The sequence below is a fragment of the Mesorhizobium sp. M0991 genome (assembly GCF_040318915.1).
Lineage (GTDB): Bacteria > Pseudomonadota > Alphaproteobacteria > Rhizobiales > Rhizobiaceae > Mesorhizobium.
The window spans coordinates 116,256-131,893 of the sequence record NZ_JAMYNE010000013.1 but is presented as its reverse complement, the minus strand read 5'-3'; the positions used below and the strand labels follow the sequence as shown (position 1 = coordinate 131,893).

At 62.5% G+C, this 15,638-nt stretch carries 17 protein-coding genes; 8 read left to right on the top strand and 9 right to left on the bottom strand.

Annotated elements, in window-relative coordinates:
* Positions 1-16 precede the first annotated feature (16 nt).
* From NKH70_RS20020 to NKH70_RS20010, 3 genes are all read left to right on the top strand, one after another.
* Complete coding sequence (locus NKH70_RS20020) at positions 17-1,429, top strand: aminotransferase-like domain-containing protein (RefSeq protein WP_352714696.1); 1,413 nt, start codon at positions 17-19, stop codon at positions 1,427-1,429.
* Between the two features lie 149 nt (positions 1,430-1,578).
* Positions 1,579-3,816 (top strand): phosphoribosylformylglycinamidine synthase subunit PurL, encoded by a 2,238-nt coding sequence (gene purL, locus NKH70_RS20015; protein WP_352715214.1) that lies wholly within the window; start codon positions 1,579-1,581, stop codon positions 3,814-3,816.
* Positions 3,817-3,902: 86 nt separating this feature from the next.
* A complete protein-coding gene (locus NKH70_RS20010) occupies positions 3,903-4,136 on the top strand; it encodes a BolA/IbaG family iron-sulfur metabolism protein (protein ID WP_023798252.1) in 234 nt (77 codons plus the stop codon).
* A gap of 12 nt (positions 4,137-4,148) precedes the next feature.
* Here the strand turns inward: NKH70_RS20010 and NKH70_RS20005 are convergent, their stop codons facing one another.
* Positions 4,149-4,955 (bottom strand): phosphodiester glycosidase family protein, encoded by an 807-nt coding sequence (locus tag NKH70_RS20005; RefSeq protein WP_352714698.1) that lies wholly within the window; start codon positions 4,953-4,955, stop codon positions 4,149-4,151.
* Between the two features lie 162 nt (positions 4,956-5,117).
* Here NKH70_RS20005 and grxD point away from each other — a divergent pair, with 162 nt between their 5' ends.
* Entirely contained in the window at positions 5,118-5,453 is a 336-nt protein-coding gene (gene grxD, locus NKH70_RS20000) for a Grx4 family monothiol glutaredoxin (protein WP_023674712.1), read from the top strand.
* A gap of 207 nt (positions 5,454-5,660) precedes the next feature.
* Positions 5,661-6,860 (top strand): multidrug effflux MFS transporter, encoded by a 1,200-nt coding sequence (locus NKH70_RS19995; protein ID WP_502908380.1) that lies wholly within the window; start codon positions 5,661-5,663, stop codon positions 6,858-6,860.
* A 19-nt stretch (positions 6,861-6,879) separates the two neighbouring features.
* On the opposite strand, the gene NKH70_RS35825 is transcribed toward NKH70_RS19995, so the two are convergent.
* From NKH70_RS35825 to rpsD, 4 genes are all read right to left on the bottom strand, one after another.
* Positions 6,880-7,287: a UCP034077 family protein gene (locus tag NKH70_RS35825; protein ID WP_352467257.1), complete on the bottom strand. Its 408-nt coding sequence runs from the start codon at positions 7,285-7,287 to the stop codon at positions 6,880-6,882.
* Between the two features lie 49 nt (positions 7,288-7,336).
* A complete protein-coding gene (locus NKH70_RS19985; protein WP_352714704.1) occupies positions 7,337-8,164 on the bottom strand; it encodes an inositol monophosphatase family protein in 828 nt (275 codons plus the stop codon).
* Complete coding sequence (ttcA, locus tag NKH70_RS19980) at positions 8,154-9,041, bottom strand: tRNA 2-thiocytidine(32) synthetase TtcA (protein ID WP_352714705.1); 888 nt, start codon at positions 9,039-9,041, stop codon at positions 8,154-8,156. The genes NKH70_RS19985 and ttcA overlap by 11 nt, the downstream gene beginning before the upstream one ends.
* Before the next feature lie 154 nt (positions 9,042-9,195).
* A complete protein-coding gene (gene rpsD / locus NKH70_RS19975; RefSeq protein ID WP_023717376.1) occupies positions 9,196-9,813 on the bottom strand; it encodes a 30S ribosomal protein S4 in 618 nt (205 codons plus the stop codon).
* Between the two features lie 380 nt (positions 9,814-10,193).
* Here rpsD and NKH70_RS19970 point away from each other — a divergent pair, with 380 nt between their 5' ends.
* Positions 10,194-10,406 carry a hypothetical protein gene (locus NKH70_RS19970; RefSeq protein ID WP_352714707.1) on the top strand — a complete coding sequence of 71 codons (213 nt, stop codon included), beginning with the start codon at positions 10,194-10,196 and terminating at the stop codon, positions 10,404-10,406.
* Positions 10,407-10,496: 90 nt separating this feature from the next.
* On the opposite strand, the gene NKH70_RS19965 is transcribed toward NKH70_RS19970, so the two are convergent.
* The 4 genes from NKH70_RS19965 to NKH70_RS19950 form a co-directional block, all read right to left on the bottom strand.
* A complete protein-coding gene (locus tag NKH70_RS19965) occupies positions 10,497-10,685 on the bottom strand; it encodes a DUF3008 family protein (RefSeq protein WP_023674705.1) in 189 nt (62 codons plus the stop codon).
* A gap of 76 nt (positions 10,686-10,761) precedes the next feature.
* Positions 10,762-11,574: a glutamate racemase gene (murI, locus tag NKH70_RS19960; RefSeq protein ID WP_352910830.1), complete on the bottom strand. Its 813-nt coding sequence runs from the start codon at positions 11,572-11,574 to the stop codon at positions 10,762-10,764.
* 156 nt (positions 11,575-11,730) lie between these two features.
* Positions 11,731-12,375, bottom strand: a complete 645-nt coding sequence (locus NKH70_RS19955; protein WP_352714711.1) for a DUF805 domain-containing protein — start codon at positions 12,373-12,375, stop codon at positions 11,731-11,733.
* A gap of 79 nt (positions 12,376-12,454) precedes the next feature.
* Positions 12,455-13,321, bottom strand: a complete 867-nt coding sequence (locus NKH70_RS19950) for an RNA methyltransferase (RefSeq protein WP_352714712.1) — start codon at positions 13,319-13,321, stop codon at positions 12,455-12,457.
* Positions 13,322-13,527: 206 nt separating this feature from the next.
* Here NKH70_RS19950 and NKH70_RS19945 point away from each other — a divergent pair, with 206 nt between their 5' ends.
* Both NKH70_RS19945 and NKH70_RS19940 read left to right on the top strand, forming a co-directional pair.
* The gene (locus NKH70_RS19945; protein ID WP_096445278.1) at positions 13,528-14,739 is read left to right on the top strand and encodes an NADP-dependent isocitrate dehydrogenase; all 1,212 of its coding nucleotides are present in this window, start codon (positions 13,528-13,530) and stop codon (positions 14,737-14,739) included.
* 9 nt (positions 14,740-14,748) lie between these two features.
* On the top strand, positions 14,749-15,375 hold the full coding sequence (locus NKH70_RS19940; protein ID WP_352910833.1) for a glutathione S-transferase family protein: 627 nt from the start codon (positions 14,749-14,751) through the stop codon (positions 15,373-15,375).
* Positions 15,376-15,638 lie beyond the last annotated feature (263 nt).

The following is a 15,638-nucleotide window of genomic DNA, read 5'->3' as shown; positions in this document are numbered from 1 at the left end:
GTAAAAAATTGTCACCATGACAACTTGGCTTCCAGATCTTACCGTCGGTACTGGCCCGCTCTATCAGCGGCTTGCCGATTCCATCGAGACGGACATCGACCGCGGCCTGATCGGTGCAGGGGCAAAGCTGCCGCCGCAGCGTGATCTGGCATACGACATCGGCACGACCGTCGGCACCGTCGGCAGGGCCTATCAATTGCTGCGCGAGCGGGGATTGGTGAGCGGCGAGGTCGGCCGCGGAACCTATGTTCTCGCTCAACAGTCGGAGAGCGCAAAGCCGGAGTTCCTGGGGCCGGTCGAACAAGGCACGCGCTATATGGATGCGCCCGGCGACAAGCTGCGCTTCGATAGCACGGCCGCACCGGATGTCGGCCAGGGTGCCATCGTCGCCGACGTGTTGACACGCACGGCGCAAGACCATCCGCATGAGATTTCAAGCTATACTCGTGATTTCCCGGACCGCTGGTTCGAAGCCGGCAGGCGCTGGCTGTCGCGCAATTCCTTTCGCCCGGCCGCAGATGCAATCGTTCCCACGCTCGGCACCCACGCCGCGGTGATGGCAACCATTGCGGGGCTCACCGCCCCCGGCGACTATGTCGTCTTCGAGCACCTCACCTATTCACAGATTTCCCGCAGCGCCGGCCTGATCGGTCGCCGGACCGCATTGGTGGCGGCTGACGACGGGGGCATCGATCCCCAGGATTTCGAGCGCGTCTGCGCACAAAAGCATCCGAAGATGATGTTTTTGATGCCGACGGCCAAGAACCCAACGCTGATAACGCTGTCGGCATCGCGCCGCGAGGCAATCGCGCGTGTCGCCCGTCAATATAACGTCGTCCTGATCGAGGACGACCTCTATGGCGGACTGACCGACGACCCAACGCCTTTAATGGCCGAATATGCTCCCGAACGGACCATCGTTGCCGGCGGCCTGTCGAAATCGGTTGCGGCGGGTGTTCGCGGCGGTTGGCTCGCTTGCCCGCCGGCCTATCGTCACCGCATCCGGGTTGCCCACAAGATGATGACGGGCGGCTTGCCCTTTCTGCTGGCGGAGGTGGGCTGCCGGCTGGTGCTGTCCGGTCAGGCCGCCGAGATGCGCAAGCGCAGCATTGCCGAGATCGGTGCGCGCATCGCGATCGTGCGCGAGACACTCGACGGCTTCGACTTCAAGGCGCTGGACAATGTGCCGTTCGTCTGGCTCACTTTGCCCGACCCATGGCTTTCCGGCACTTTCAAACAGGCTTGCCTCGAACATGGCGTGCTCATCGACGACGAGGACGAGTTCAAGGCCGGGCGTTCCGAACAGGCCTTTCACGGCGTGCGGTTTGGCATCTCGCAGCCGCGACAGCGGGACGATATTGCGCACGGCGTCGCGGTGATCCGGCGGCTTCTGGACGAAGGCCGCGCCGGCTACGACAGCTTTTCCTGAACCGGCTTGAAACCGGCGGGTCGAGTGGCGATCTTCCGCTACTTGCGGCAAGCTGTTGCTTTCCGTCGTTTTAGTCATCCGACGGGGTGTATCGGCTGCAAAGCTTGCGATAAGACGGGACTCGATCCCAAGGACACAAATTGCCGATCATGACCATTTCCAATTCCGTGCCGATCACTCCGGAACTCATTGCAGCGCACGGGCTGAAGCCCGACGAGTACCAGCGCATCCTCGACCTGGTCGGGCGCGAGCCGAGCTTTACCGAACTCGGTATTTTTTCCGCCATGTGGAACGAGCATTGTTCCTATAAATCCTCGAAGAAATGGCTGCGCACGCTGCCGACCACCGGGCCGCAAGTCATCCAGGGCCCGGGCGAGAATGCCGGCGTGGTCGACATCGGCGATGGCGACTGCGTCGTCTTCAAGATGGAGAGCCATAACCATCCCTCCTACATCGAGCCTTATCAGGGAGCGGCGACCGGCGTCGGCGGCATCCTGCGCGATGTCTTCACCATGGGCGCGCGGCCGATCGCGGCGATGAACGCGCTGCGCTTCGGTGCGCCGGACCATCCCAAAACCAGGCACCTCGTTGCCGGCGTCGTTTCCGGCGTCGGTGGCTATGGCAATTCCTTCGGCGTGCCGACGGTCGGCGGCGAGGTCAATTTCGACGGCCGCTACAATGGCAATATCCTGGTCAATGCGTTTGCCGCGGGCCTCGCGAAGACGGACGCAATCTTTCTGTCCGAGGCCAAGGGCGTCGGCCTTCCGGTCGTCTATCTCGGCGCCAAGACGGGGCGCGATGGTGTCGGCGGCGCCACCATGGCCTCGGCTGAGTTCGACGACAAAATCGACGAGAAGCGGCCCACCGTGCAGGTTGGCGATCCGTTCACCGAAAAATGCCTGCTCGAAGCCTGCCTCGAACTGATGGCGTCCGGCGCAGTTATCGCCATCCAGGACATGGGTGCCGCCGGCCTCACCTGTTCGGCAGTCGAAATGGGCGCCAAAGGCGACCTCGGCATCGAGCTCGATCTCGACAAGGTGCCGGTGCGTGAAGAGCGCATGAGCGCCTATGAGATGATGCTTTCGGAGAGCCAGGAGCGCATGCTGATGGTGCTGCGCCCCGAAAAGGAAAAGCAGGCCGAGGCGATTTTCCACAAATGGGGCCTCGACTTTGCCATCGTCGGCAAGACCACCGACGATCTGCGCTTCCGCGTGCTGCACCAGGGCGACGAGGTCGCCAACCTGCCGATCAAGGATCTCGGCGACCAGGCGCCGGAATATGACCGTCCCTGGGTCGAGCCGAACAAGCCGGCGCCATTGGCTGGCGATACACCGCAAGCCGATGTGGCCGACGCACTGCTCAAGCTGCTGGGCGGACCGGACCTTTCCTCGCGCCGCTGGGTGTGGGAGCAGTACGATACGCTGATCCAGGGCAATTCGCTGCAGCTTCCCGGCGGCGACGCCGGTGTCGTGCGCGTCGACGGCCACCCGACCAAGGCGCTCGCCTTCTCCTCCGACGTGACGCCGCGCTATTGCGAAGCCGACCCCTACGAGGGCGGCAAGCAGGCGGTTGCGGAATGCTGGCGCAATCTGACAGCCACTGGCGCACTGCCGCTCGCGGCCACCGACAACCTAAATTTCGGCAATCCGGAACGGCCGGAGATCATGGGTCAGTTGGTCGGCGCGGTGAAAGGTATTGGCGATGCCTGCAGGGCGCTCGGCTTCCCGATCGTCTCCGGCAACGTCTCGCTCTACAATGAGACCAACGGACAAGGCATCCTGCCGACGCCAACCATCGGCGGCGTCGGGCTGATTGCCGACTGGTCGAAAATGGTGCGCATCGGCTTTGCCGCCGAAGGCCAGATGATCGTGCTGGTCGGCGCGCCGACGATGTGGGGCACGCATCTTGGCCAATCGGTCTATATGCGCGACATCCATGGCCGCGCCGACGGCCCGCCGCCGCCGGTCGATCTCGACCACGAGAAGCGGGTCGGCGACCATGTGCGGGCGCTGATCGGCTCCGGTGTCGTTACCGCGGCGCATGACGTTTCCGATGGCGGCATCGCGGTGGCGCTGGCCGAGATGGCGATGGCCTCCGGCATCGGCGCGACCATCCCCGGCCTGATCGGTACAGATCCGGTCCCGGTCTGGTTCGGCGAGGATCAGGGCCGCTATCTGCTGACGCTGTCGATCGACCCGCAGAGCGAGGCTTGGGACGCCATTCGCGAACAGCAAAGCAAGCTCGGCATTTTTGCACCGTGGATCGGCTCGACAGGCGGCAGCGAATTGAAGCTGGGCGAGGCACGTGCGATACCGGTCGGCGAATTGACCGCCGCCCACGAATCCTGGTTCCCTCGCTTCATGGCAAATGAGGTCGTGGACCCGTGATGTGATCGAGCGGGGCCCTTTCGCTGTGGTTCATCCGCCATTTCGACCATATCTATGAGATCACGACCTGAACAAGGAATCCTCACATGGCAATGGACGCCCATGATATCGAACGGCTGATCAAGGAAGGCATTCCGGACGCCAAGGTGACGATTCGCGACCTGGCCGGCGACGGCGACCATTATGCGGCCGAGGTGGTGGCCGAAAGCTTTCGCGGCAAAAGCCGCGTCCAGCAGCACCAGATGGTCTATGACGCGCTGAAGGGCAATATGGGCGGCGTGCTGCACGCGCTTGCCCTGCAGACCAGCGTGCCTGAGTGAGCTCTCTTGCAGTTACCGACTCGCGATCTTCTTACCGGTCACGGCAATGATCGGCCCGGCAGGATAGTTTCCACCAACAATCATCCTCTCGCCGTTCGACAGCGCCGAAACGACCCCGTCGAGGAAAAGCGCGTTGGGGCAGTCGAGCCCATCGCGAAACAGCCGTGCGAAGCTGCCGAGGCTGACTTCAGAGCGCGAGATCGCCAGCACGACGGTGTTTTCGTCACGCATACCGACGGCATTGCGGATATAGCGCGATGTGCCGTTCTGCTCGAAGCGAGGATGAAGCCGGTCGTCGATCACCAGCATCGGGCCGGATTGCGTGGCGAACATCACGTCCGGCCTGGCGGCGGCATAGGCGCTTGTCTCCATGACAGCCGCCTTGCCGTCCTTGCGGACCAGGAACACGCCATTCGGTTTCAGGAAGAAATTGCCTTCGCTGCCGGCGACGTTGATCGGCGCCTTCTCCCGGCCGTCTTCGACGAGAAGGCCGACTGGGGTCAGGTCTTGGTGATACATGCCGGCGTTCATGGCGAGCAGCACCGGGCGGCCCTGATCCGCCATCGCCTTGTCGAATTTGTCCAGCGAGCCGAAAGCCTTGCCGTCGAGGCCTGTGTGGAACACACCGACGTCATAGCGGCGCAGATCGATTTCGCAGACGACATAGGCGACCGCCTCGAAGCTCGCGTCGCGGCACGGCGCCGGCAATTCACCGCCGACGACAAGCGGTGGCTGTCTCGGCGACCTGGCCCACCAAATCAAGGCCAGTGCGGCGAGCAGAACGGCGAGGAGGAACCCGGCGAGATATCGTCTTTTCATCACGCCTCGGGAAAGATGGTGGCCAACGGCTTGGCCCAAGATCAGACGTTCCTTTGCGCCATTTGCATGGCAAGGCGGCAAACATCTTGTTTCGCGCAACCCATGGGTTTATTTGAAGGGTAATGTTCGAGCCTGACTCCCACAGGCATGAAAGGGTATTCCATGAGCGGCATCAACGACTACATTGACAATGAAGTGAAGGGCAACGACGTCGTTCTCTTCATGAAGGGCACGCCCGGCTTTCCGCAATGCGGATTTTCCGGCCAGGTCGTGCAGATCCTCGACTACATCGGCGCCGACTATAAGGGGGTCGACGTGCTGACGTCGGCCGAACTGCGGCAAGGTATCAAGGACTATTCCAACTGGCCGACCATCCCGCAGCTCTACGTCAAGGGCGAATTCGTCGGCGGCTGCGACATCATCCGCGAGATGTTCCAGGCGGGCGAATTGCAGACCTTCCTCGTCGAAAAGGGCGTCAGCGTCAAAGGCGCCGCCTGACTTCTGTTTCTGCGTATGAGCTTCCGACTGCGATTTTCGGGGGTCATGCGCTAAGCGCCGGGGCAGCCCCACCTTGGCAAAAAGTTCTGCCCGATGTCGGGGCAATCAACGAATGGATGCGTCGGTCAGCCGGCGCATTTTCGTTTGAGGATCGGACTGGCCGTGGATCAGCAAGCACAAGCGCAGCAAAAGGCAAGCACCTTGCCTATTCCGCGCTGGGAATTCATTGCGCTGTGCGCGGCGCTGATGGCGCTCAATTCGCTGGCCATCGATATCATGCTGCCGGCACTGCAGCAGATCGGCGCCTCGCTTGGCGTCGCAAATGAAAACCACCGGCAATATGTGGTCACCGCCTATATCCTTGGCTTTGGCGGCGGACAGCTGTTCTTCGGGCCGATCTCGGACCGCTTCGGGCGCCGCGCGCCTCTTGTCGCAGGGCTGGTGATCTACGTCGTGGCGGCCGGCGGTGCGGCAATCGCCCCGTCATTCGCCACGCTTCTGCTATGCCGGGCGGTGCAAGGCATCGGCGCGGCGGCGACGCGCGTCATTGCCGTCTCGATCGTGCGCGATACGTTCGACGGAAGGCGTATGGCCGAAGTCATGTCCTTGATCTTCATGGTGTTCATGGCCATCCCGGTGGTGGCGCCCGGTATCGGCCAGTTCATCATGCTGTTTGCGACCTGGCACGTGATCTTCGTCACCATGGCAGCCGGCGCACTGATCGTGTCCGCCTGGTCGCTGCTGCGCCTGCCCGAGACGCTACACCCCGAATATCGCCGGCCGCTGACGCTGTCCTCCATCATCGGCGGCTTCCGCATCGTTCTCACCAACCGCATCGCGCTCTGCTACGCCTTCGCCAGCACCTTCATCTTCGGCGCCATGTTCGGCTTCATCGCCTCGGCCCAGCAGATCTATGTCAGCGTGTTCGATGTCGGCGAGATGTTCCCGGTCATCTTCGCGGGGGTTGCCGGCGTGCTTGCTTTTTCGAACTACCTCAACGCGCGTCTCGTCGGCCGCATCGGCATGCGCCGTCTGTCGCAAAGCGCGCTGCTGCTGTTTCTGGCCATCAGCTTTGCCTGGCTGGTCGTTTCCATCGAAATGAAGATGCCGCTCTGGCTCTTCATTACCTTCTTTGCCTGCGCCATGGTCCCGTTCGGCGCGCTCGGCGCGAACTTCAACGCGCTCGCCATGGAGCCGCTGGGTCACCTGGCCGGCACTGCATCGTCGATCCTCGGGTTCATGCAGACATTTCTTGGCGGCATCCTCGGCACGCTGATCGGCCAAGCCTTCAACGGCACGGTGACGCCGCTGGCCGCCGGGTTCTGCAGCGTGTCGGTGGCGGCGCTGCTGATGATCCTCCTGGCCGAGCGCGGCAGACTATTCCAGCCGCATAACCCGCCGGTTTAATGCACATTGCCGGGCGCGCCTAGGATGCACCCTCACTGACCGCGGTGAAGCGAGGGAACAGCGTACGTCCTGCGATTGCTCCACCCATGCTGTCCGAAACGGGCAATGGAAGAGCCTTGTCGAGCGCCTCGAGGACGGAAGCCACGAAGGCCCGGTTGAGCGAGCCATCGTCCCCTAGATGGGAGTAAGTGGCGCGCGGCTTGCCAATAAGCGTGCCGTTTCGGCGAATTGAGAACTGCAGCGTCAGGGTCATGCCCGCGGTTCCGGGCGGCGGCTTCCAACAGGCGACGATCGCGGAGAACATCTCGTCTATGGTGTCGACGGGGTCGGGACTGCGACATGCGCGTTCCCCAGATCTTGCTTCATTGACACCGGCAACCAAGGCAAGGGCAAAGGCCGTTGCAACAATTGCGGACCGAGGTTTCATTCGAGGTCTCCGGTTTCGCACAAGATTGGACAACTTTGGCAGTGAATAGTTATTCCGCCCAGAGCTCGCGGCGCAGCTCTCGCCAGCTTTCCCGGTCCGGCGCGACCAGCAGGCCACCTCCGACATGCGATGGCAGATAGGCGCTGCCATCGAAGCGCGCGGCATGGCCGCCGGCCTCCGCATGGATCAGCACGCCGGCCAGGTGGTCCCAGGGCATCAGCTTGTTGTAGACGACGAAATGGCCGTGGCCGCTGGCCAGCAGGCGGTATTCGTGGGCGGCGCAGCGATAGTTGAACTGCGATAGCGACTTGGTCTGGTTGCGCGCCAAACGTGAGCGGTCCGGCTCGGGCACATAGTGCCAAGAGACTGCACCGGTCATTTCCGACATCGGCGCGGGTTTGGCGACATGAACCTTTTCCAGATTGCCATGGGCATGGCGGATATGGCTGCCGGCGCCGCGAACGCCGATCAGCCAGTCCTTGCCGACCGGATCGTGGATGATGCCGGCGACCGTCTCGCCCTTGACCACGACGCCAAGCATGACGCCGAACAGCGGCACGCCGGAGGCGAAGTTGAAGGTGCCGTCGACCGGGTCGATGACGAAGGCGAGTTCAGCATCGCCAAGACCGTCGAGCAGCGTCGGGTCGTCGGAGCAGGCCTCCTCGCCGACAATCATTGCGTGGGGATAACGCTGGCGCAGCCTGGCGGTGATGAGCCGTTCGGCATTCACGTCGGCCTCGGTCACAAGATCGGCGGCCGAGGTCTTGCGACGGACGTCGCCCTCACTCAACCGGCGAAAGCGCGGCATGATCTCGGCGACGGCGGCGTCCGACAGAAGGTCGGCAAGCCAGTCGATCGCGCTATCGTCAAATGTCATCGGGACGCCTGGTGGTGAGGGTTTCGTTGAGGGCGGCGAAATCGAACAGCGTCCTGTCGAGCAGATGCGAGCGCCGCACATTGCTCATGGCGCGGATCATCGTATCCTTGCGGCCGGGCATGCGTTTCTCGATGTCGTCCAGCATCGCCTTCATGACGTTGCGCTGCAGGCCTTCCTGGCTACCGCACAGATCGCACGGAATGATCGGGAACTTCATGGCGCCGGCGAATTTCTCGAGATCGGCTTCCGCGCAATAGGCGAGCGGCCGCAGCACCATGACATCGCCTTCGTCGTTGAGCAGCTTCGGCGGCATGGCGGCGAGGCGCCCGCCATGGAATAGGTTCATGAAGAAGGTTTCCAGTATGTCCTCGCGGTGGTGGCCGAGCACCAGCGCCGAGCAGCCCTCCTCGCGGGCAATGCGATAGAGATGGCCGCGCCGCAGCCGCGAGCACAGCGAGCAATAGGTGCTGCCTTCGGGCAGCTTGTCGGTGACCACCGAATAGGTGTCCTGATATTCGATGCGATGCGGAATGGCATGGCTGTCGAGATAGTCGGGCAATATGTGCTTGGGAAAGTTCGGCTGGCCCTGGTCGAGATTGCAGGCCAACAGCTCGACCGGCAGCAGCCCGCGCCATTTGAGATCAAGCAGCACGGCAAGCAAGCCGTAGGAATCCTTGCCGCCCGACAGAGCGACCAGCCAACGGTCGCCGGGCCTCACCATGGAGAAATCGTCGATCGCCTGGCGTGCAAGCCGCAACAGCCGTTTGCGCAGCTTGTTGAACTCGACGGAGGACGGCACATCGGCAAACAGCGGATGAAAGCCGCCTTTGGCATCGGCGACCGGTTCAAGCGTTTCGGCGTCTGGCTGCATGTTCACGGCGCGTCGGCCCTAAAGTCCTGTTGCCGCCCGCAGTAGCGCATCGGACCGAAAATCGAAATCGATTTCGGAATCACGCCGCCGAAAAGGAACGAAAAAAGAAAAGGCCGCCTGGACGGGCGGCCTTCGGTTGTATCGCGACGAAACGCGCCGATCAGCGCGAATAGAATTCGACGACCAGGTTAGGTTCCATCTGCACGGCAAACGGAACGTCCGCCAGGCCGGGGATGCGCGTGAAGGCCGCGGTCATCTTGTTGTGGTCGGCCTCGATGTAATCGGGCACATCGCGCTCGGCCAGGCCCACCGATTCCAGCACGATGACCAGCTGCTTCGATTTCTCGCGCACTTCGATGACGTCGCCCGGCTTGCAGCGGTACGAGCCGATGTTGACGCGCTTGCCGTTGACGTTGACGTGGCCGTGATTGACGAACTGGCGCGCCGCAAAGATCGTCGGCACGAACTTGGCGCGATAGACGACCGCGTCGAGACGCGATTCGAGCAGGCCGATCAGGTTCTCCGAGGTGTCGCCCTTGCGGCGGTCCGCCTCTTCATAGACCTTGCGGAACTGCTTCTCCGAAACGTCGCCATAGTGGCCCTTCAGCTTCTGCTTGGCGCGCAGCTGTAGGCCGAAATCGGAAAGCTTGCCCTTGCGGCGCTGGCCATGCTGGCCGGGGCCGTATTCACGCTTGTTGACCGGGGACTTCGGGCGGCCCCAGATGTTTTCGCCAAGACGGCGGTCGATCTTGTACTTCGCGGATTCGCGCTTGCTCATCGCATTCCCTTTCAAAACAACACACCCGGAACCTCATGGTCCGGGTGAAGGAAACGCGCCCTCCTCTGGCCTCCGTTTTCGAGACCTGACAGGGTTTTCCACGCAACGCGACGGAAAACCCACGGGACACGTCATTTCAAACAAGACACAAGGAAAGTAAAACCGGCTTCCCAAACGTCTTGCACACATAAAGAAAACCACCGGGCATTGCGGCCCGGTGTTGGTGGGCTGGTTAAACGGAGATTTAACCGCTGTCAAGCTTCCGGCTGGCGCGAATCGCCGAACCGGATAGTGTTATGGTTGTAGAACGTGCCGGATGTGGCGGCAGGTTGCGCCAGCGGCATCAGGAAGGGACTGAAGTCAGAGGAGCTGGAATTCGCATGAAGAAGTTCTTCCTTACGTTGGTAGGAGCCGCGGTGATGGCCGGCACGATGGCGGTCGCGCCCGAGCCGGCGCAGGCCCGGCATTGGCATGGGCACAGACATCACCAGGTCTGCCGCATCGTTGTCAAGAAGAAGGTGGTGTGGCGCCACGGTTATCGCAAGGTCATCCGTTACAAAGTGCGGCGCTGCGGCTGGGGCTGGAACTGGTAATTTTTCGCCCTCGCCCGTTGAGACTTCATGGCCCGCGGCTCAGCCGCGGGCCTTTTATGACCGGCATCCGCCGCCAGAATGGTCAGTCGATCAGTGTTTCGACTTCTTTTCCGGCAGGCCCTTGCGCTTGGTCTCGGCGAATTCCTCGAGCTGTTTTTCGCTCATGGATTTATACATTCCCTTCGACGCGCCTTTGAGCGCGCCCTTCTTGGTCTCGCCGCGCTTGGCTGACAATGCCGCGCCGGCCGCTTTCTGCTGGGCTTTTGAGGTGGCTGGCATGATGGTTTCTCCCGTTTCCGATGAGAGGAAAACGCATTGTCTGGTGCGATGTTCCCAAAGCGACAATTGCCTGCGGTCAGGATATGGCCAGGCCAAATCCCTGCATCAGCCGGCGCGTCGGAAAATCGGCGCTGTTCGAGGTGAAGAATGCAAGGTCGGCGCCTTCCGGCAGTGCCTCTCTGCGATAGCCAGCCTCGGTATCGGCAAGCAGCGACAGCGCCCGGCGTGCGATCGCCTCGGCCGGGTCGAGCCAGTCGACCGGCCAAGGTGCTGTCTTGCGCATGCGGTTGGCCAAAAAAGGATAATGAGTGCAGGCAAGCACGACGATGTCGGTGCGTAGCCCGTCATGCTCGACGAAGCACGGCGCGATCTCGGCGCGCACGGCCTCCTCGTCGACAAAACCATCGCGCATATAGGCTTCGGCCAATCCAGCCAGCCTGTCGCTGCCGACCAGGCGGACATGGCATTTCTGCGCCCATTTGCTGATCAGATCGCGCGTGTACTGGCGCTTGACGGTGCCGGGCGTCGCCAGCACCGAAACCAGGCCTGAGCGCGTGCGTTCCGCCGCCGGCTTGATGGCCGGCACGGTGCCGACGAAAGGGTGGCCGGGAAACCTCTCGCGCAAGGCATCGATGACCAGTGTCGAGGCGGTGTTACAGGCGATGACCGAAATGGCCGGCGAAAACCGGTCGAGCAGCCTGGCGAACAACTCCAGGATATGTGTTCTCAGCGCCGGCTCCTCCCAGGCGCCGAAGGGGAACGCCGCGTCGTCGGCGACATAGATGAAGCGGCGGTCAGGCATCAGGACGCGCGCCTCACGCAGCACGGTGAGGCCGCCAATGCCGGAATCGAACATCAGGATCGGACGGGCGCTCGATGGATTGGTCATTGTCATTGAGTCACTAGGGGCTGGGAATCACTAAGGACTGGGAATCACAAACGAGATCACGAGAGAAGGCCGGCCCATGCATTTTGCTTCGGCCAATGATGCATTATCCCGGCCGCTTCTATGTGGAACCATCGTGGCCTTGATGCGGCGAGCCGGTTACACAAGGCCCCGCTTGCCGAAGCCGCCGGCCCGCGGCCGGCCGGTTGCCGGAGATGCAGGTTGAGATGCAGGGCGGTTCGACGGCACCGGTGCGGCGCGCATGGCGTAGGGCGGAGCCAGGGCCGTCACGCCGGCGGCTGACCCTGAATGGGGCGCCGCGGTACCGCGCAGCGGCCCGGGCGGGTCGAAATCGTCGAAACTCAGGGATGACGCCATATCCGAAGAGCCACCGCCCGCCGGCTTGGCCGCCAAGATGACGGCCCACAGCCCGACGAGAGCGAGTCCCAGCAGGTTAAGGCTGGAATGCGAATCTTCGCCGTCGAATTTTACGACAAGAACAGTGCCGGCCTGCAGAATCGCAAACAGGGTCGAGAACACGATATACGACCAAAGGATCCAACCCGACCCTTGCGCGTCGCGGCTTCGACGCCAGGCGAAATTCGCGCGGAACAGAACGATCACCAGCGAGGTAACGAGAACGGCCGCGGCCAGCCCTTCCCTGGAAGGTCCCGGCTTCGAATTGGCCAAACCCTCGATGCCGATGGTCAGCACGACGCACAGCACAAAGGTCACGATTTCCGCAACCAGCAGAGCCACGGAATAGAAGAAAAAGCGAAGACGACCGATATCCGAGCTAAACATCCGAGGATCCATCGTTTTGAAAACCATGGATCAAACCAAATAAAATTCGGTTACTGGTAAGACAGCTGCATTCGCAAGCCTAGTCTTTGTCTTTCGCCTTGCCGGCGCGTGCCGCCGCTGCCGGAAGCCGCCTTGGATCGTCGCCGGGCGATCCGTCGCCGCGCGGCATGGCCGGCGAGAACCTGTCCAGCGATGATATTATTCCGCGCAGCACCTTGAGCTCCGGCTCGGCAAAGCCGGGGCGGGTCAGCACGGCGCGCAAATTGTCGACCATCTTCGGCTTCTTCGCTGCCGGGCGGAAATAGCCGCGCGCCTCCAGTGCACCTTCCAGATACGCAAACAGGCCGTGCAATTCTTCCTTGGCAGCCGGCAGCATTTCGGGGCCGGAGAAGTTGGTCCTGGTCTCGTCTTCCAGGCCGGACTTCATCCATTCATAGGACATCAGCAGGGCCGCCTGGGCGATGTTGAGCGAGGAGAAGGCTGGATCGACTGGGAAGGTGACGATCTCGTCGGCGAGGCCGACCTCGTCATTATAGAGGCCGAAGCGCTCGCGGCCGAACAGGATGCCGGTGCGCTGGCCGGCCCGCTGCCGCGCCCGCAGCGTCCTGCCCGCCTCGACCGGACCGCGCACCGGCTTGAAATTGTCGCGCGCGCGCGCCGTGGTGGCGAAGACGAAGTTCAAATCGCCGACTGCCGAGGCGAGGTCATCGAACACCACGACGGCATCGATGACGTGGTCGGCGCGGCTTGCGGCGGCACGCGCCTTCTCGCTCGGCCAGCCGTCGCGCGGATTGACGAGCCGCAGCTCGGCAAGGCCGAAATTGGCCATGGCGCGTGCAACCATGCCGATATTCTCGCCGAGCTGCGGCTCGACCAGGATGATCGCCGGTCCGGACGCAGGAGTTCCGGAGGCAAGAGGGTTGTCGGGATCCTGGGTGGCGGTCATGATTGTCAACGAACTGCTGTTTGCGGCATTTCGCAGTCCCCTGCCACATTCGGCGGCGAAAATGAAGCTTTCGCAAGGAATGCAGTCCCTGCGGAGCGGTTCGCCGTTTGCGCGGCCAAAAAGCCTTTGATATACGGGCCGCATCCCAGGGCCGGCAGCCGTGCGGGCAAGGCCGTTCCGTTCCCCAAAAGCGAGGCATTCTTTCCATGGCGAAGATCAAGGTGGCGAACCCGGTCGTCGAACTCGACGGCGACGAGATGACCCGCATCATCTGGCAGTTCATCAAGGACAAGCTGATCCACCCTTATCTCGACCTCAAGCTCGAATATTACGACCTCGGCATCGAGCACCGCGACGCCACCAACGACCAGGTGACCATCGATTCGGCCAACGCCATCAAGAAATACGGCGTCGGCGTGAAATGCGCGACGATCACGCCCGACGAGCAGCGCGTCGAGGAATTCAAGCTGAAGAAGATGTGGAAGTCGCCGAACGGCACCATCCGCAACATCCTCGGCGGCACCATCTTTCGCGAGCCGATCATCATGAAGAACGTGCCGCGGCTGGTGCCCGGCTGGACCAAGCCGATCATCGTCGGCCGCCACGCCTTCGGCGACCAGTACCGCGCCACCGACTTCCGCTTTCCCGGCAAGGGCAAGCTGACGATCAAATTCGTCGGCGAGGATGGCCAGGTGATCGAGCACGATGTGTTCGACGCACCCGGCGCCGGCGTCGCCATGGCCATGTACAATCTCGACGAGTCGATCCGCGAATTCGCCCGCGCCTCGCTGAACTACGGCCTGCTGCGTAATTACCCCGTCTACCTCTCGACCAAGAACACGATCCTCAAGGCCTATGACGGCCGCTTCAAGGACATCTTCCAGGAGGTCTACGAGGCGGAGTTCGAAGCAGAATTCAAAGCGAAGAAGCTCTGGTACGAGCACCGGCTGATCGACGACATGGTGGCCTCCAGCCTGAAATGGTCGGGTGGATATGTCTGGGCTTGCAAGAATTATGACGGCGACGTGCAGTCCGACACGGTGGCGCAAGGCTTCGGCTCGCTCGGCCTGATGACCTCGGTGCTTATGACGCCGGACGGCAAGACCGTCGAGGCGGAAGCCGCGCACGGCACCGTCACCCGCCACTATCGCCAGCACCAGAAGGGCGAGGAGACCTCGACCAATTCGATCGCCTCGATCTTCGCCTGGACGCGCGGCCTCGCGCACCGCGCCAAGCTCGACGACAATGCCGAACTGAAGCGCTTTGCCGAGACCCTGGAAAAGGTCTGCATCCAGACGGTCGAGTCCGGCTTCATGACCAAGGACCTGTCGCTGCTGATCGGCCCCGACCAGCCCTGGCTTTCGACCACCGGCTTCCTCGACAAGATCGACGAGAATTTGCAGAAGGCGATGGCCTGAGCCTGCGACATGGGCAAGCCCGTCGTCTACGGTGCGGACTACAGCGTCTATGTGCGCATCGTGCGGCTGGTGCTCGAGGAAAAGGGCGTCGGCTACGAGCTGGTGCCCGTCGACATCTTTGCCGCGGACGGCATTCCCGGCTGGTACTTCGAGCACCAGCCGTTCGGCCGCATCCCGGCCTTCGAGCATGATGGCTTTCGCCTCTACGAGACCGGCGCGATTGCCCGTTATGTCGACGAAGCCTTTGACGGCCCGGCGCTGCAGCCGGTCGAAGCCCGGCCTCGAGCACGCATGAACCAGATCACCGGCATGCTCGACGCCTACGCCTACAAGGCCATGGTCTGGGATGTCGCCGTCGAGCGGCTGGAAAAAACGCCGCCCGACGAAGCCGTGATCGCCAACGGGTTGAGGCAGGCGAGAACGGCATTGCAGGCGCTGTCTTCGCTGAAAGCCGAAGGGCTTTGGCTGTTGGGGACGGACCTGACGCTGGCCGACCTGCACGCCGCGCCAATCATCGGCTATTTCGTCAAGGTGGCCGAGGGGCGAAAACTGCTGGCCGAGTTTGCCGATATTCGGGATTGGTATGCGCGCATCGCCGGACGCGAGAGTTTTGCGAAGACCGAAAAGGCAGAATGAGGAGACAAGCGTTCGGCAACAGGCCCTCTGGTGATTAGCGAAAGCCGAAGTGACATCCAATCTCCCCCCTTGCGGGGAGACGTCCGGCAGGACAGAGGGGGGTGTGAAGGATCGCCAACCTTCGACTGATCCTTTCCAACTGGGAACGGCCTGAGAACATGGCTCCGATTGGGCTGGCAAGTCGGAGGGACAGCACCCCCCTCTGCCCTGCCGGGCATCTCCCCCGCAAGGGGGGAGATCGACAGCTTCGCCGAAGGCGACCC